At 68.7% G+C, this 16768-nt stretch carries 17 protein-coding genes; 9 read left to right on the forward strand and 8 right to left on the reverse strand.

The window, feature by feature from the left end; all coding sequences use genetic code 11:
- Nucleotides 1-16: 16 nt before the first annotated feature.
- The 7 genes from AADV74_RS09095 to AADV74_RS09125 form a co-directional block, all read right to left on the reverse strand.
- Nucleotides 17-1168, reverse strand: coding sequence for an ABC transporter substrate-binding protein (locus tag AADV74_RS09095; protein ID WP_342113248.1), 1152 nt, complete (start codon nt 1166-1168; stop codon nt 17-19).
- A gap of 61 nt (nt 1169-1229) precedes the next feature.
- Entirely contained in the window at nt 1230-2000 is a 771-nt protein-coding gene (locus AADV74_RS09100; RefSeq protein WP_342113250.1) for an ABC transporter permease, read from the reverse strand.
- The gene (locus AADV74_RS09105) at nt 1997-2854 is read right to left on the reverse strand and encodes an ABC transporter ATP-binding protein (RefSeq protein WP_342113252.1); all 858 of its coding nucleotides are present in this window, start codon (nt 2852-2854) and stop codon (nt 1997-1999) included. Before AADV74_RS09105 ends, AADV74_RS09100 begins: the two co-directional genes overlap by 4 nt.
- Entirely contained in the window at nt 2851-3816 is a 966-nt protein-coding gene (locus AADV74_RS09110) for an ABC transporter permease (protein WP_425287280.1), read from the reverse strand. Before AADV74_RS09110 ends, AADV74_RS09105 begins: the two co-directional genes overlap by 4 nt.
- Nucleotides 3813-4829 carry a TIGR03842 family LLM class F420-dependent oxidoreductase gene (locus AADV74_RS09115; protein ID WP_342113255.1) on the reverse strand — a complete coding sequence of 339 codons (1017 nt, stop codon included), beginning with the start codon at nt 4827-4829 and terminating at the stop codon, nt 3813-3815. Before AADV74_RS09115 ends, AADV74_RS09110 begins: the two co-directional genes overlap by 4 nt.
- An 8-nt stretch (nt 4830-4837) precedes the next feature.
- Complete coding sequence (gene hydA, locus AADV74_RS09120; RefSeq protein ID WP_342113257.1) at nt 4838-6274, reverse strand: dihydropyrimidinase; 1437 nt, start codon at nt 6272-6274, stop codon at nt 4838-4840.
- Between the two features lie 21 nt (nt 6275-6295).
- Nucleotides 6296-7177 carry a nitrilase-related carbon-nitrogen hydrolase gene (locus tag AADV74_RS09125; protein ID WP_342113259.1) on the reverse strand — a complete coding sequence of 294 codons (882 nt, stop codon included), beginning with the start codon at nt 7175-7177 and terminating at the stop codon, nt 6296-6298.
- A gap of 208 nt (nt 7178-7385) precedes the next feature.
- Between AADV74_RS09125 and AADV74_RS09130 the strand changes: the two genes are divergently transcribed.
- The 4 genes from AADV74_RS09130 (at nt 7386) to AADV74_RS09145 (ending at nt 10894) form a co-directional block, all read left to right on the forward strand.
- Nucleotides 7386-8771 (forward strand): aminotransferase-like domain-containing protein, encoded by a 1386-nt coding sequence (locus AADV74_RS09130; RefSeq protein WP_342113261.1) that lies wholly within the window; start codon nt 7386-7388, stop codon nt 8769-8771.
- Nucleotides 8772-8871: 100 nt separating this feature from the next.
- A complete protein-coding gene (locus tag AADV74_RS09135; protein ID WP_342113263.1) occupies nt 8872-9231 on the forward strand; it encodes a GntR family transcriptional regulator in 360 nt (119 codons plus the stop codon).
- Nucleotides 9228-10133, forward strand: a complete 906-nt coding sequence (locus AADV74_RS09140) for an ABC transporter ATP-binding protein (RefSeq protein ID WP_342113265.1) — start codon at nt 9228-9230, stop codon at nt 10131-10133. Before AADV74_RS09135 ends, AADV74_RS09140 begins: the two co-directional genes overlap by 4 nt.
- A complete protein-coding gene (locus AADV74_RS09145) occupies nt 10130-10894 on the forward strand; it encodes a hypothetical protein (RefSeq protein WP_342113267.1) in 765 nt (254 codons plus the stop codon). Before AADV74_RS09140 ends, AADV74_RS09145 begins: the two co-directional genes overlap by 4 nt.
- A gap of 9 nt (nt 10895-10903) precedes the next feature.
- Here the strand turns inward: AADV74_RS09145 and AADV74_RS09150 are convergent, their stop codons facing one another.
- On the reverse strand, nt 10904-11839 hold the full coding sequence (locus AADV74_RS09150; RefSeq protein WP_342113269.1) for a hypothetical protein: 936 nt from the start codon (nt 11837-11839) through the stop codon (nt 10904-10906).
- 254 nt (nt 11840-12093) lie between these two features.
- On the opposite strand from AADV74_RS09150, the gene AADV74_RS09155 reads away from it, so the two are divergent.
- Genes AADV74_RS09155 through AADV74_RS09175 form a run of 5 tightly spaced genes read left to right on the forward strand, consistent with a single transcriptional unit; the run spans nt 12094 to nt 16756 of the window.
- Entirely contained in the window at nt 12094-13158 is a 1065-nt protein-coding gene (locus tag AADV74_RS09155) for a putative F420-0 ABC transporter substrate-binding protein (RefSeq protein ID WP_342113271.1), read from the forward strand.
- A 13-nt stretch (nt 13159-13171) separates the two neighbouring features.
- Nucleotides 13172-14227, forward strand: coding sequence for a putative F420-0 ABC transporter permease subunit (locus tag AADV74_RS09160; RefSeq protein ID WP_342113273.1), 1056 nt, complete (start codon nt 13172-13174; stop codon nt 14225-14227).
- Nucleotides 14224-15102 (forward strand): ABC transporter ATP-binding protein, encoded by an 879-nt coding sequence (locus AADV74_RS09165; RefSeq protein WP_342113275.1) that lies wholly within the window; start codon nt 14224-14226, stop codon nt 15100-15102. Before AADV74_RS09160 ends, AADV74_RS09165 begins: the two co-directional genes overlap by 4 nt.
- Nucleotides 15099-16100 carry a 2-phospho-L-lactate transferase gene (cofD, locus tag AADV74_RS09170; RefSeq protein WP_342113277.1) on the forward strand — a complete coding sequence of 334 codons (1002 nt, stop codon included), beginning with the start codon at nt 15099-15101 and terminating at the stop codon, nt 16098-16100. Before AADV74_RS09165 ends, cofD begins: the two co-directional genes overlap by 4 nt.
- Nucleotides 16097-16756: a histidine phosphatase family protein gene (locus AADV74_RS09175; protein ID WP_342113278.1), complete on the forward strand. Its 660-nt coding sequence runs from the start codon at nt 16097-16099 to the stop codon at nt 16754-16756. The genes cofD and AADV74_RS09175 overlap by 4 nt, the downstream gene beginning before the upstream one ends.
- The last annotated feature ends 12 nt before the right edge of the window (nt 16757-16768 follow it).

Genomic DNA, 16768 nt, shown 5'->3' on the forward strand with positions numbered 1-16768 from the left:
AACGAATTGCCACTTCTTAGTTGCCGCCCTCGGCGAGGGTGACGTCGATGGGCGCGAAGTCGGCGCCCATGGTGTCGACCCCCTCGTCCTTCAGTTCGGCGAGGGCCTTCTCCACGTACTCGTTGGAGTAGGCGTCCTCGGGCGGGTCGGTCGAGATGATGGTCGCGCCGGTCTCGTTCTTCGTCTTCATCGCGATGTCGACGGTCTGATCCCACGCGGCCTCGTCGATCATGCCGATGCCGCCGGTCGAGGGCCAGATGAGCTTGTTGACCTCGTTGGTCATCCAGAGCTGGTGGCTCGCGCCGAGGGTGGAACCTGCTGCCGTCACGATGCCGGCGGCCTCCTCGGCGTTGTCACGCGCGTAGACCCAGCCCTTGATAGAGGCCTTGATGAAGGCCACCGTGGTGTCGGCGTAGTCCTCATCGTCGGCGAGCCTGTCGGCATCCGCCCAGATCGCATCCTGCAGCATGGCTGTTCCGACGTCGTTCCAGTTGATGACGTTGAGTTCATCGGGCTGGTACAGCTCACCGGTGTCGGGGTTGACCGTCTCGAGCACCTGCGCGTACTCGTTGTACGTCATGGCCTGCGCAGCGTCGATGTCTCCGGCGAGGAAGCCGTTCATGTCGAATGCCTGCTGCACGAGCGAGATGTCGCCCACCTCCACGCCGTCCTTCTGCATGCCGGCGAAGAGCTCCCACTCGTTGCCGTAGCCCCAGCTGCCGACCTTCTTGCCCGCGAGGTCGGTCGGCGACGTGATGTCCTTGTCCTTGAACGAGATCTGGGTGGTGGCGCTGCGCTCGAAGATCTGAGCGACGTCGGTGATGTGGGCGCCCTGCTCGATGGAGCCGAGCACTTTGGGAACCCAGGAGATGGCGTAGTCCACGTCACCGGATGCCAGGGCGTCCTGCGGAACGATGTCGGCGCCGCCTTCGACGATCTCGACGTCGAGGCCCTCATCCTCGTAGTAGCCCTGGTCGACGGCTGCGTAGTAACCGGCGAACTGGGCCTGGGAGAACCACTGGAGCTGGAGCTTGACGGGACTGAGCTCGCCGCCGGCCTCCGACGTGGAGTCGCCACCGCTGCCGGTGCTGCTGCATCCGCTGAGAACGAGTGCCGAGACGGCCAGAGCTGCTGCCGTGCCGAGTGCGTACTGTCTGCTGCGTTTCATTTCTTCCTCCTTCAGGTGTCTCTTGGTGTGGTGCATCGCTCGCCGGATGACCGGCGCACGATTACGCGCTCGGACGGTGCCGGGACGCGAGCTTCTCGAGGGCCAGGGTCGCCGTGTAGAACAACAGGCCGAGGATGATGGATCCGAGGACATAGGCCCAGGCGAGGGCGTAGTTGCTACTCGACGCCGCCGAGGTGATCGACTTGCCGAGGCCGCCCACGGGGCCGCCGAAGTACTCGGCGATCAGGGCCGAGATGACGGCGAGAGACGACGCGATACGGAGGCCGGTGAAGACGAAGGGCGTGGCCGTGGGCAGCGTGACGACGCGGGTCGCCTGCCACGGCGTCGCGGCGGTGGCGCGCATGAGGTCGCGGTGCACCGGACGCACCTGTCTCAGCCCCCGCAGCGAGTTGAGGTAGACCGGCACGAACACGGCGATGGCCGCCACGATCTGGCGGGCGGTCTCGGCGCTGGCGCCGAACATCGTGTAGAGCACCGGCGCGAGGGCCACGATCGGGATGACGGAGAGTGCAGCCACGAGCCCGGCGCTCAACTCGTCGATGATCGGCAGCAGCGCCGCGATCACGGCCGAGACCACTCCCACGATGCCACCGACAATCAGGCCGATGAGCGCGTTGGTTCCGGTGACGACGGATGCCGCCCACACTGTCGGGACGTTGTCGAGGAACTGCGTGAAGATCGACACCGGGCTCGGCAGCACGAAGGGCTTGATGTCGAGAGCCACGACGGCGAGCTGCCAGATGAGCAGCGCCCCGATGCCGAGGATGAGGGGTGCGGCGATGGCGCGCGCCGAGCCGATCTGCGGCCTCATCGGTTCTCGACCCCCCGGGCGCCAGCCTCGGCGGGCGCACCGTGCAGCAGTTCGCGCACCTCGCTGACGGCGTCGAAGAAGCCGTCGGCCTCGCGCAGGCCCTCGCTGCGCTGGCCGGAGGAGCCGAGGGCGACGGGCAGGATGCCCTGGATGCGCCCGGGCCTGGGCGACATCACGACGACGCGGTTGGAGAGGAAGACGGCCTCGGGGATGCTGTGCGTCACGAACACCACGGCCGCCTGCGTCTCACCGCAGATGCGCACCAGTTCGTTCTGCATCCGCTCGCGCGTCATCTCGTCGAGGGCTCCGAACGGCTCGTCCATGAGCAGCAGGTTGGGGCTCTCGGCGAGAGCCCTGGCGATGGCGACGCGCTGCTGCATGCCGCCCGAGAGCTGGTCGGGGTACTTGGAACCGAAGTCGCCGAGGCCGACGAGCTCGAGCAGTTCCGCCGTGCGCGCCTTGCGGCCCGCTGCCGCCATGCCGTGCAGCTGCAGCGGCAGCTCGATGTTCGCGGCGACGCTGCGCCACGGCAGCAGGCCGGCCTGCTGGAACGCGATGCCGTACTCCTGGTCGAGGCGCGCCTTCTTGGCCGTCTTGCCGAAGACCCGGATCTCGCCCGCTGTGGGCTGGTCGAGGTCGGCGATGAGGCGCAGCAGGGTGGACTTGCCGCATCCACTCGGCCCGATCAGGCTCACGAACTCGCCAGGCGACACCGTGAGGTCGATGCCGTCGAGGGCTGTGACCGTGCTCTCGCCGCGGCGTCCGGTGAAGACACGGGAGACGCCGGTGATGCTGACGGCGTCGGATGCCGCAAGCGATGCGGCCGCGCCCGGGGTGGTCGTCTGATCGGTCATGCTGGAACCTCTCCACGGCGGTAGCGGCGCAGGAAGACGCCGATGAGACTGACGAAGCCCGCGGCCACGAGGCCGACGAGCACGGCGCCGAAGATGGGCGCGTACGGTTTGGCCGGGTCGCCGCCCGATGCCGCGGCGAACTCCACGACCATGCGGCCGATGCCGCCGCGCAGGCCGATGGACACCTCGGCGACGATCGTGCCGATGACGGCGCTGGCCGCACCGAGGCGGAGCGCCGGCAGCAGGTAGGGGACGCTGGCGGGCAGGCGCAGCCTGAACAGCGTCGTCCACCAGCCGACGCCGTAGCTGCGCATGAGCTCGATGTGGTTGGTGTCGGGCGAGTTGAGGCCCCGGAGCGCGCCGATCGAGATGGGGAAGAACGCGAGGTAGCTGGCGATGAGGGCTACCGACATCCACGGCTCCCACTCGAAGTCTCCGACCTGGATCTGCGCACCCCAGCGCCGCACCAACGGCGCGATTGCGATGAGCGGAACAGTCTGGCTCAGCACGATCCACGGGAACAGCGCGGCCTCGGCCGTGAGGAAGCGCTGCATGAGCAGGGCGAGGAAGAGGCCGACGACCACTCCGGCGATCCAGCCGACGGAGGCCACTCCCAGGCTGAACGCCGAGGCCTGCAGCACCGCCAGCCACATCGGCAGCGCGTTGGCGGCGCTCGAGACCGGCTCGAACAGTCGGCCGACCATGTCCCAGACGTGAGGCATGGCGAGGTCGGTGGTGCGCGGCAGCACGGTGACGCCGCCGACGATCACGCCCTCGGCCGGGCCGAGAGCCTTGTAGAGCTCCCAGACCATCGCGAGCAGCAGCACGCCGAGGGCGCCCAGGCCGAAGCGGCGGAGGAAGGCTGCGCCACGCAGCGGGCGTCGGGTCGAATCCTCGACGATTCCGGGCACCGTGCCGATCGACCCGGCGTCGACCGCCTTCAGCGCCTCGGACACGCTCATGCCTTCGCCGTGATGTGGTCGGAGAGTGCCGGGATGACGGTCTCGCCGTAGACGCGGAGGGTCTCCTCCTTGTTATCGTGCTGCAGGTAGCCGGCGAACTGGTCGACGCCGAGGGCCTTCAGCGCCTCGAGTTTCTCGATGTGCTGCTCGGCGGTCCCCATGATGCAGAACCTGTCGACGATCTCATCGGGCACGAAGCTGGCGTGCGAGTTTCCCGCGCGGCCGTGCTCGTTGTAGTCGTAGCCCTCGCGGCCGGCGATGTAGTCGGTGAGGGCATCGGGCACGTCGCCGTGGGCGCCGTACTTCGACACGATGTCGGCCACGTGGTTGCCGACCATGCCGCCGAACCAGCGGCACTGGTCGCGCATGTGCTCCCAGTCGTCGCCGATGTACATGGGCGCCGCCACGCAGAACTTGATCGACATCGGGTCTCGCCCGACTGCTTCAGCGGCATCCCGCACGGTCTTGATCATCCAGGCGGCGATGTCGAGGTCGGCGAGTTGCAGGATGAAGCCGTCGCCGACCTCGCCGGTGAGCTTGAGCGCGAGCGGACCGTAGGCGGCCACCCACACGTCGAGCTCCGAGCCACGACTCCAGGGGAACTGCAGCTGCGAGCCGTTGTACTCCACCGAGCGCGAGTTGCCGAGCTCGCGGATCACGTGGATCGATTCGCGCAGCGTCTTCAGGGTGGTGGGCGCACCGTTGGTCACGCGCACGGCCGAGTCGCCGCGACCGATGCCCACGATGGTGCGGTTGCCGTACATCTCGTTGAGGGTCGCGAAGACCGATGCCGTCACGGTCCAGTCGCGGGTCGCCGGGTTGGTGACCATCGGCCCGACGATCACCTTGCGGGTCTCGGCGAGGATGGCGCTGTAGATCACGTAGGGCTCCTGCCAGAGCAGGTGCGAGTCGAAGGTCCACACGTGGCTGAAGCCGTGGTTCTCGGCCAGCTTGGCGAGCTGCACGGTGCGCGACGCGGGCGGGTTGGTCTGGAGGACTGCTCCGAAATCCATGGGGTCTCCTAGATCAGGTACTGCGACAGGCCGCGCTTGAGGAACCGGCCGTCGCCCTTGGCGCCCAGGTACTGGTTGTCATCGACCACGACCTTGCCGCGCGAGATGACGGTGTCGACGTGGCCGTCGATCTCGAAGCCCTCCCACGCCGAGTGGTCCATGTTCATGTGGTGGGTCTTGTCGACGCCGATGGAGGTGTGGCCGTTCGGGTCGTAGACGACGATGTCGGCATCCGCCCCCGGCTGGATCACACCCTTCTGTCCGTAGAGGCCGAACATGCGAGCAGGGGTCGTGCTGGTGAGCTCCACCCAGCGCTCGAGGGTGATCTCGCCGGTCACGACGCCCTGGTACATCAGGTCCATGCGGTGCTCGATCGAGCCGATGCCGTTGGGGATCTTGCGGAAGTCGCCGAGGCCCAGCTCCTTCTGGTCCTTCATGCAGAACGGGCAGTGGTCGGTCGAGACCATCTGCACGTCGTTGGTGCGCAGCGACTGCCACATGGCGTCCTGGTGGCCCTCCTCCCGCGAGCGCAGCGGCGTCGAGCACACCCACTTGGCACCCTCGAAGGCGCCCCACTTCTCACTGACGGCACCGAGCTGCTCCTCGAGCGAGAGGTAGAGGTACTGGGGGCAGGTCTCAGCGAACACGTTCTGGCCCTTGTCGCGCGCCCATGCCACCTGCTCGACGGCCTGCTTGGCACTGACGTGAACGATGTAGAGGGGGGCACCGGTGAGCTTGGCCAGCATGATCGCCCGGTGCGTGGCCTCCTCCTCCATCTCCCAGGCTCGCGCCTTGCCGTGGTAGAACGGATCGGTCTTGCGCTGTTCGACGAGCTGGGCAGCGAGAACGTCGATGGCCGGGCCGTTCTCGGCGTGCATCATCGTGAGCATGCCGGTGTCGCGGGAGAGCTGCATGGCCTTGAGGATCTGCGCGTCGTCGGAGTAGAAGACGCCCGGGTAGGCCATGAACAGCTTGAAGCTCGAGATGCCCTCGTCTACGAGGCCGCGCATCGCCAGCAGCGACTCGTCGTTCACGTCACCGACGATCTGGTGGAAGCCGTAGTCGATGGCGCAGTTGCCTGCGGCCTTCTCGTGCCAGGCCGCGAGGCCGTCCTGGATCTTCTGTCCGTAGGTCTGCACGGCGAAGTCGACGATGCTCGTCGTTCCGCCCCAGGCGGCAGCCCGGGTACCGGTCTCGAAGGTGTCTGATGCCTCGGTGCCGCCGAACGGCAGCTGCATGTGGGTGTGCGCATCGATTCCGCCCGGGATCACGTACTTGCCCGCCGCGTCGATGACGGTGTCGACGGATGCCGCGACATCGGTTCCGAGCAGCACGCTGCCGGGTTCCAGCACCGCCGTGATGCGCTCCCCGTCGATCAGCACGTCGGCCTGGGCTCGGCCGGTGGCGCTGACCACGGTGCCGTTGGTGATGAGGGTCGTTGCCATGGTTCGCTCCTTCGCGGTCGGCTACGGCTTCGGGATGGACGTGTACGACTCGGGGCGACGGTCGCGGTAGAACTGCCAGTTGTTGCGCACCTGACGGATCATGTCCATGTCGAGGTCGCGCACCACGACCTCCTCGTGGTCCTCCGACCCGTACTCGCCGATGATGTTGCCCTGCGGGTCGACGAACTGGCTCTTGCCGTAGAAGTTGACGGCGAGGTCGCCGTACTCGTTGTCCTCGAGGCCGACCCTGTTGGCTGCGGCGACGAAGTAACCGTTGGCGGCTGCTGCCGCCGGCTGCTCGATCTCCCACAACCGGTTCGAGAGTCCGGGCTTCGTGGCGTTCGGGTTGAAGACGATCTGCGCGCCGTTGAGCCCGAGTTCCCGCCATCCTTCGGGGAAGTGCCGGTCGTAGCAGATGTAGACGCCGATCTTGCCGACGGCGGTGTCGAAGACGGGGTAGCCCAGGTTGCCCGGGCGGAAGTAGAACTTCTCCCAGAACCGGTCGAGGTTGGGGATGTGGTGCTTGCGGTAGGACCCGAGGATGGTGCCGTCAGAGTCGACCACGACCGCGGTGTTGTAGTAGACGCCGGGCTGCTCCTCCTCGTAGATCGGGAGGATCATGACCATGTCGAGCTCCTGGGCGAGCGCCGCGAAGCGCTGCACGATGGGGCCGTCGGCCGGCTCGGCGTAGTCGTAGTACTTGGCGTCCTCGGTGATGCCGAAGTAGGGGCCGTAGAACAGCTCCTGGAAGCAGATGACCTGAGCGCCCTGCTCCTTGGCCTCACGAGCGAACTGCTCGTGCTTGGCGATCATCGACTCCTTGTCGCCCGTCCAGGTCGTCTGGGTGATCGCTGCTCGCACGATGTTCGTGCTGGTGCTCGTGCTCTTGTTGACGCTGGTCATGACCGGTTGCCTCCACGAAAGGATCTGCCGGCGATGGCGGTACTACGCGAAAGTCACCAACGCCGAGGGTTGAAGCCGAACCGGACTTCTTCGTCCGTTCTGTTATTGTTCGGCGTAAACATTTCTCTTTTGTTTCACTGTGTGACGTACGTGTAAGTCATTGTGGTTCCCCACCTCCCGGAGGGCAAGACCCATGCACGATGAACCCATGCACTCGTGGATCCAGCACATCGACGGGTCGTCGCCCCGCGACATCGCGGCATCGATCGCGCGCCAGATCACCTCGGGGGAGCTCGCACCCGGCGATCGCCTGCCCACGGTGCGCGATGTCGCGAGCGAGATCGGGGTGAGTCCTGCCACGGTCAGCCACGCCTGGCAGGCCCTCGCCCGCGCCGGGCTCATCGTCTCGCGTGGACGCGCCGGCAGTTTCGTCCGCAGCACGGATGCCGCCTGGCTGCCTCCCCGAACGCAGGGCTTGGCCGGGCACCCCGGCGACGCCAGGCTCGACCTGTCACGCGGCACTCCCGATCCCCTGCTGCTCCCCGGCCTCGGCCGCGCCCTCGCCAGGGTGTCGGCTGGAGCGCAGAGCGCCCAGACCTCGAGCTACCACGACCTGCCGCTCATCCCCGAGCTCGAGCGGGTCCTGCGCTCGGCCTGGCCATACCAGGCCGAGGCCATCACCGTCGTCGACGGGGCACTCGACGCCGTCTCGCGTGCTCTCGAGTCGGTCGTGCGCTTCGGCGATCGGGTGGTCGTCGAGAGCCCGGGGTTCCCGCCCTTCTTCGACCTCATCGACGCCCTCGGCGCCGAGCGCGTGCCGGTCATCCTCGACGACGACGGCATGCTGCCGGCCTCGCTCGCCGCCGCCCTGGGAACGCATCCGAGTGCCGTCATCCTGCAGCCCCGAGCCCAGAACCCGACGGGGGCGTCGATGCCCCGGGCCCGCGCCGAGGAGCTGGCCCGCGTCATCCGTGCGCATCCGAACGGATCGCAGGTGACCGTGATCGAGGACGACCACTCCGGCCAGATCTCGACCTCGGGCGACGTGAGCCTCGGCGAGTGGCTGCCCGACCAGGTGCTGCACGTGCGCAGCTTCTCGAAGTCGCACGGCCCCGACCTGCGCATCGCCGCGCTGGGCGGCCCGACCCGCATCGTCGATCGCATCGTCGCCAGACGGATGCTGGGACCGGGGTGGACATCGCGCATGACGCAGCGCATCCTCTACGACCTGCTCACCGACGGCCAGTCGATCGACGAGGTGGCCGAGGCGCGGCGCCAGTACTACACGCGCCAGCGCACCCTCGCGGCGGGGCTCGGGGTCTGGGGCGTGGCGTCTCCGGTGCGCTCCGACGGCATCAACACCTGGCTGCCTGTGGCCGATGAGCGCTCGGCGCTCGTCCAGCTGGCCGCCGTCGGCATCAGGGTCGCCGCGGGTTCGGCGTTCATGGCAGCGGACGTGCCCGGCGCCCCGGCCTTCGTGCGGGTGACGGCCGGCGTGGTGCGCGACGACACCACCGATGTCGCCGCAGCGCTCGCGGCGGCTGCACTGCCGCATCCGCCCGGCTCGCACTCCCTCGGGTCGCGCTGGTCGTAGCCGCGGAATCCACTCTTGACAGGACTGCTCCGTCATGGTTGGTTAACTACATCAGTAACTAACCAACAAGGTTGCGGACAATCGCAGCAGAGTGGACCGAATGGACGACTCCCGTCCGATCTTCATCCAGATCGCCGAACAGGTCGAGAACGACATCATCGATGGCGTCCTCGCCGAGAACGCCCAGATCCCGTCTATCAACGAGTTCGCGGCGTTCCATCGGATCAACCCGGCAACGGCCCTCAAGGGGGTGAACCGCCTGGTCGATACGGGCATCGTGGTGAAACGGCGCGGAATCGGCATGTTCGTCATGGAGGGTGCCCGCGCCCGGCTGGTGGAACAACGCCGTGCCGAGTTCGCCGCCCAGTACGTTCGACCGCTCATCATCGAGGCTCGCAAGCTCGGCATCGACGTGGAGAGCCTCGCGGGGCTCATCCGTTCGGAAAGGAATGAACCATGACCGACACCGCTGTACAGGCGAGTGGACTCACGAAACGGTACGGCGACTTCACCGCCGTCGACGGTGTCGACCTCGAGATCCAGTCGAACCGCATCTACGGCCTGCTCGGCCGCAACGGCGCAGGCAAGACCACGATCATGCAGATGCTGACGGGCCAGTTGTTCCCGAACGCCGGCACGCTGCGGGTCTTCGGGCGGGAGCCGGCCGAACACGCCGACGTGCTGCGCAAGCTGTGCTTCATCGCGGAGTCGCAGCGCTACCCCGACATGTTCACGGCGGCCGACGTCTTCGCTGCAGCGCCCTGGTTCCACGAGAACTGGGATTCGGCGTTCGCGGAGCGGTTGATCGCCGACTTCAGGTTGCCGGCGAAGCGGCGCATCAAGAAGCTCTCCCGCGGCCAGCTGTCAGCCGTCGGGGTGATCGTCGGGCTCGCCTCGCGCGCTCCCCTTACGTTCTTCGACGAGCCGTACCTCGGGCTCGACGCCGTCGCACGGCACATCTTCTACGACCGGCTCCTCGAGGACTACGCCGAGCACCCGCGCACGATCGTGCTGTCCACCCACCTGATCGACGAGGTGGCCAACCTCCTCGAGCACGTCATCCTCATCGACCAGGGCCGCATCATCCTCGATCGCGACGCGGAAGAGGTACGCGGCTCGGCGTCCACGGTGGCCGGACCATCGGCCGCCATCGAGACCTTCGTCGCCGACCGGCCCGTGATCGGCCGGCAGGCGCTCGGAGGACTCGCATCCGTCACCATCGACGGCAGGCTCGACCCGGCCGACAGGCAGCGAGCCGCCGAACTCGGCCTGGAGCTGGCTCCAGTCTCGCTCCAGCAGCTCATCGTCCACCTCACCGGCGACGACCTCGCCGGCCCGTCAGAAGGAGAGGAAGCAGCATGACCACCGTCGTCGCCCCACCGACCACCCGCACCGAGACCCGATCACGGGCCCACGAGATCTGGAGGATCGTGAGGCTGCACTGCATCAACCCCTCGGTCTTCTTCGGCATCCCCGCGATCATCCTCGCCGGGGCGTGGGCCGTCGTGATGGTTATCGGCCTGATCGCCCAGGGCGCCGGAGCCACGCCAGCCGACCTCGAGAACATGCGGTACAGCTGGGCGGTGATCTCGCCGCAGTGGTACCTGGTCGTCGTCGGTGTCCAGGCCGTCGGCCTCACGTTCTCGTTCGCGCTGGGCTTCGGCGCGACCCGCCGCGACTTCTGGCTCGGCACCGCCGTCATGTTCTCTCTCGTCTCCGTGCTGTTCGCCGCAGTGATCGCGACCCTCGTGCAGCTCGAGATCGCGACGGGCGGCTGGGGGCTGGGCGTCCACATGTTCGACGCGCTCTGGTACGGACAGACCAGCTGGCTGGTGGACTTCTACACGACCTTCGCGCTCGAGGCGCTGGTGCTCTTCATCGGGGCTGGCGTGACGACGATCTACATGCGGTGGCGCATTCCCGGAATGCTCATCGTCACGGCAGCCTTCACGGCCCTCGTCCTCGGCGGCATCGCGTGGGCGACCCTGAGCGGCAGCTGGGCGGCGATCTTCGCGTGGTTCAGCGGCCTGGGCCTCGTGGGAGGGTTCAGCCTGGTGCTGGCGATCGCCGTGCTCTTCGCCGTCGGCGGCTACGTCGTGATCCGCCGGGCGACTCCGCGCTAGTCGGCGCCCTCAGCGCACCGCTGACAGCCGCCCGAACAGCGCCGCCAGCCACGAGGCCGGCTGCACCTCGCGGGCACCGGGCACACGATGGGCCAGTGCTCCGCCTCCGACCACCGCCGCGAGCTCCCTCGGCAGGCCGACCGCCGCAGCGAACCCCTCGAGGGTGGCGGTCGAGAACACCGGCGGATCGATGAAGGGACGCAGCCGCTGGGCACCGGTGCCGTCCAAGCCGAAAGCGGCGACGATGCGGGCGAAGTCGGGCGGTGGGTCGGCGATCTCGAGCAGGGTGTCGCGCACGATGCGGCCTGCGGCATCCGTCACCGAGCCGTCGCTCGGATCGACCCACCACCAGTGCTCGCCCCACCTGTGCACGATGCGGCCGGCGGCATCGTGCACGCCGAACCCGCCGTGCACGCCGTTCGTCCAGAGGAGCACGGCGCGCGAGGGCATCGCGTGCCACGCCAGGAGGAGCATCCCGGGATCGTGCGGCGCCACGAGGATCTCGCCGCCGTCCAGCGGTGCCGCGATGACCGGGAAGCCGACGGATCTCGCGACGAGCGCGGCCTCGCCCTGGCGGGGCGCAGCCGAGAACCAGGCCGCGCGAGGAGGTGCGAAAGACCCGAACGGGAAGTCGAACTGCTCGCCGAGGACGTAGCCGGTGCGATTGCGGTCGACGATCACGCGCGCGCGGAGGCGATCGCTGAGCGATTGGAAGCCGGATCTCGATGCGGATTCCTCGAGCGCGAATCCGCGCTCGCCCCGCGGCACGACGACCAGGGCCGAGCCGCCGACTGCCGCCAGGATGCGGGCCTCCACGGTGCGCGCCTCCACGTCGTAGTGCACGAGCGACGGATGCCCCAGCCTGCGCAGGTGCTCGCGCACGACGTCGAGTGCCGAATCGTCGACACCGACGCACAGCAGTTCGCACACCTCGAACTCCGCCATGAGCCGCCCCTCGCGTGCCGGCATCTCAGACAGCCGTCATCGAGTTCAAGGGTAGAAGGGTCGGCGCTGTATCCGCGCGCCCCAGTCGTGGGCGCGCCGCGCACCGCCTGTGCGGGTCAGGGCACCCTGCCGCTCGCCATTCTCCCGGCCTGCTCGATCGGCCGGGCCGCTAGACTCGAGAACAGACCACCGGTTGGCTTTGACCGGATGCGCCGGCTTGGACTTGAGCCGCAGGTCGCCCGGGATCGCGTCGAATGCGCGCGACCGTCCGGGTACGATCCCTCGTCCTGTCGCTGCACCCTCCGGAGGCCACCATCCGTCGATCCGTCGTTCCCCTCGTCACCCTCGCGGCATCCGCCGCCCTGCTCGCAGGATGCGCGGCCACTCCCGAGCCCGCCTCGACCGCGGCCGCAAGCGGCAGCGGAGCTGACACCGCATCGACCGGTTACCCGATCACGGTCGACAACTGCGGGACCGAAGTGACGTTCACGCAGGCTCCCCAGAAGGTCGTGACCATCAAATCGACGACCCTCGAGACCCTGCTGGCACTCGGCCTCGGCGATCACGTCGTCGGCTCGGCCTTCACCGACGGACCCGTGCCCGATGACCAGTCCGATGCCGCAGCCGCCATCACGTCGATCTCCGACTTCGTGCCAGGCCAGGAGGCGACCCTCGCCCTCGAACCCGACCTCGTCTACGCGGGCTGGGAGTCGAACCTCACGGCTGAGGGCGCCGGCGACCGCGCCACCCTCGCCGGTCTCGGAGTCAACAGCTACGTGGCTCCGTCGGCGTGTAAGGAGGAGGCCTACAAGCCCGATCCCCTCACCTTCGACGACGTCTTCTCCGAGATCGAGGAGGTCGGGGCCATCTTCGACGTCTCCGATCGTGCCGCCGAACTCGTGGCCGAACAGGAGAAGGAACTCGCTGCCGTCACGAAGAACGAGTCCGGCCTCACCGCCCTCTGGTACAGCTCGGGCACGGACACGCCCTACGTCGGCGCCGGCATCGGCGCGCCCCAGATGATGATGGAGGCCGCCGGCCTCACGAACATCGCAGCCGACGTGCACGACACCTGGTCGGCGCTCGGCTGGGAGTCGATCGTGGCCGACGATCCCGACGTGATCGTGCTCATCGACGCCACCTGGAACACGGCGGCCTCGAAGATCGCGACCCTCGAGGCGAACCCCGCCACGGCCGAGCTCACCGCCGTGAAGCAGAAGCACTACGTGACGGTGCCGTTCCCCGCCGGCGAGGCCGGCGTGCGCAACGTCGACGCCGTCACGAGCATCACCGACCAGCTGGAGAAGCTGGGCCTCTGATGACGGAGCAGGCATGACGACCGTGCGGGAGGTACGGGAGGCGGAGGTCGGGAAGACCTCACGCCCGGTGCCCGCTGCCGTCTGGGCGGCCATCCTGAGCGTGCTCCTCATCGCCTCGATCGTGGCGGCCGTCACCATCGGACCGGCCGGCCTCACCGCCGGCGACGTGTGGGCGAGCATCCTGGCCCACCTCGGATTCGGCGAGCCGACCCTGTCACCGCTGCGCGACGGCATCGTCTGGCAGCTCCGGATGCCACGAGTGCTGACCGCAGCCGCCGTCGGGGCCGGCCTCGCCTTGGCCGGCGCGATCATGCAGGCGGTCACGCGCAATCCGCTGGCCGACCCGTACCTGCTGGGACTCTCGTCGGGAGCATCCGTCGGCGCCGTCATCGTCCTCGTGCTCGGCGTGAGCCTCGCCCTGCCGTTCGCGGCGTTCGCCGGCGCCCTGGTCGCACTCGGCTTCACCCTGGTGCTCGCCGGCGCTGCCGGACGCATCACCCCGACCCGCACGGTCCTTGCCGGGCTCGCCGTCTCGAGCGTCTTCGGCGCCATCACCAGCCTCATCATCTTCTGGAGCGCCACCGGCGACAGCTACCGCGAGATTCTCAACTGGCTGCTCGGGTCGCTCGCGGGCGCCGAGTGGCCGGCCGTCGCCATCTCGGTCGGCGCCCTGGTGCTCGTCGGCGTGCCTCTTCTCGCCAGCGCCCGCACCCTCGATGCCTTCGCATTCGGCGATGCGTCGGCGGCGGCCCTCGGCGTGAACGTCGACCGCACCCGCTGGCTGCTGCTCGGCGGCACCGCCCTGCTCACGGGCGCGATGGTCTCGGTCAGCGGCTCCATCGGCTTCATCGGACTCGTACTCCCCCACGCGGTTCGCCTGCTCACGGGTCCGGGACACCGAGCGCTGCTTCCCCTCTCGGCCCTCGCCGGTGCGATCTTCCTCATCTGGGCCGACACGGCCGCCCGCACCCTGTTCGACCCGCGCGAGCTGCCCGTCGGCATCATCACCGCCCTCGTCGGCGGGCCCGTGTTCGCCGTTCTCATCCTGCGCAGCCGGAGGATCTCATGACGGATGCCGCACGGCCCAAGTCCGCCCGAGCCGGGTCCGCCCGGCCGACTTCCGGTCTCTCCCTCGACCGCGTCGCCTTCTCCCGTGCGGGGCGCCTCATCATCGACGGAGTCGACGTCACCCTGCCGCGTGGAGCGTTCGGCGCCCTCGTCGGACCGAACGGTGCCGGAAAGTCGACGCTGCTGCACCTCATCGCCTCCATCGAGCGAACGGCATCCGGCAGCGTCGTGTTCGATGGGGCCGCTCTCTCGACCATGCCGCGGCGCGAGCGGGCGCGCACTGTCGCCGTCGCCGAACAGCAGACCGACACCGAGCTGGACCTCAGCGTGGTCGATGTCGTGATGCTCGGGCGCACTCCGCATCTCGGCGCCTTCGCGAGCGCCTCGGCGACTGATGCCGCCGTCGTGCGCGACGCCCTCACCGCCGTCGGCGCCGCCGACCTCACCGCGCGCCGCTTCCACACCCTCTCGGGAGGCGAGCGTCAGCGCGTCACTCTGGCCCGCGCGCTCGCCCAGCAGCCGTCGCTGCTGCTCGCCGACGAGCCCACCAACCACCTCGACATCAGGTCGCAGCTCGCGGCGTTGTCGCTGCTGGGCGAGCTCGCTCGCGGCGGCCTGACGGTGCTCGCCGCCCTGCACGACCTGGGCCACGCGGCCGCCCACGCCGACCACGTGATCGTGTTGGCCGACGGCCGGGTCGTCGCGGCCGGGGACCCGGCCGAAGTGCTCACCCCAGAGCTGGTGCTCGCCGTCTACGGTGTGCGCGCCGCCGTGCTGCGGCATCCGCTCACCGGACGACCGCTCCTGGCCTTCGCCGAGAAGAGTCCTGCCGCCGCGGAATCCTCTCCCACCCTCGACCTGGAGTCCTCCCTGTGACGAAGATCACCATCCTCGCCGGCGGTGTCGGCGGGGCGCGCTTCACGCGCGGCCTGCTCGCCCACCTGCGCACCGCCGACCCTTCGGCGTCGGTCACCGTCGTCGCGAACACCGGTGACGACCTCTGGCTCGCCGGCTTGCGCGTCTGCCCCGACCTCGACTCGATCATGTACACGCTCGGCGGCGCCAACGATGACGAGCGCGGATGGGGCCGGAAGGGCGAGAGCGAGAGGGTGAGCGCCGAACTCACGGCCTACGGAGTCGGCTGGCCGTGGTTCACCCTCGGCGACCTCGACCTGGGCACGCACATAGCCCGCTCGGCCTGGCTGCGCGAAGGTCTTCCCCTCAGCGAGGCGACGGCGCGTCTCTCCGCCCGCTGGAACCTGGGAGTGACCCTGCTTCCGGCTACGGATGACGAGGTCGAGACCATCGTGACCGTCGCCGCCGATGGCGAGGAGGCCTCAGTTGCCGAGGACATGCACTTCGAGGAATGGTGGGTACGGCTGCACGCCTCGCGTCCGGCGCTCGCATTCACCCAGCGGAATGTGGCTACCTCCCGACCGGCACCCGGAGTGCTCGAGGCGATCGCTGACGCCGATGTCGTGATGTTGGCTCCATCCAACCCCGTCGTCTCGATCGGGACCGTCCTCGGCATCCCCGGCATCGCGGATGCCGTGCGCTCGACCCCCGCCCCGGTCGTCGGCGTCTCGCCCATCATCGGCGGAGGCGTCGTCCGGGGCATGGCCGACGCCTGCCTCAGCGCGATCGGCGTCGAGACCAGTGCCCTCGCCGTGGCGGAGCACTACGGCTCCCGCAGGGACGGCGGGCTCATCGACGCCTGGTTGGTCGACGAGGTCGACGCCGACGCCGTCGCGGTACTCGAGGCCGGCGGAATCCGTTCGATCGCACGACCGCTCTGGTTCAACTCGGTCGAGGAGACCGGCGCGATCGCCGCGGCCGCACTCGCGCTGGCAGACGTGCGACACTCGGGAGGGTGATCCCCTCCGAGTACTCCGACCCCGACGACTCCCACGACGTTCCGACCACGCCCCGTCTCATCATGGCCAGGCACGGGGAGACGGCCTGGAGCCGCACCGGGCACCACACCGGGAAGACCGACCTTCCGCTGACGGCGCTCGGTGAGGAGCAGGCACGCACCCTCGGTCGGGCCCTCGACGGTCAGCATTTCGACCTCGTCATCTCGAGCCCGTTGCAACGCGCTCGGGACACGACGCGGCTGGCCGGCTACGGCGACCAGATGCAGATCGATCCGAACCTGGTGGAGTGGGACTACGGCGCCTACGAGGGTGTGACCAGCGCCCAGATCGTGGCCGACCTCGGTCACGACTGGAATCTCTGGACCGACGGTGTTCCGCCCGGCGACACCCCCGGCGAGACCGCGGTCGACGTGCAGAAGCGCGCCCTGGCCGTCATCGCACGGTGCGACGCCGTTCTCGACGCCGGTGGCGACGTTCTGCTCGTCGCCCACGGCCACATGCTCCGAGCCATCGCTGCCGCCTGGCTCGGGTTGCGGCCGCAGGACGGCGCAGTCTTCTCGCTGTCGACAGGCACCATGAGCGAGCTCGCGTTCGAGCACGCCCACCACGTGATCAGGTTGTGGAACTGCCCACCCGAGGCCCTTCCGCATCGCTGACGAAAGAGCCGG

Source organism: Leifsonia stereocauli (genome assembly GCF_038432415.1).
In the GTDB taxonomy this organism is placed as follows: Bacteria; Actinomycetota; Actinomycetes; order Actinomycetales; family Microbacteriaceae; genus Orlajensenia; species Orlajensenia stereocauli.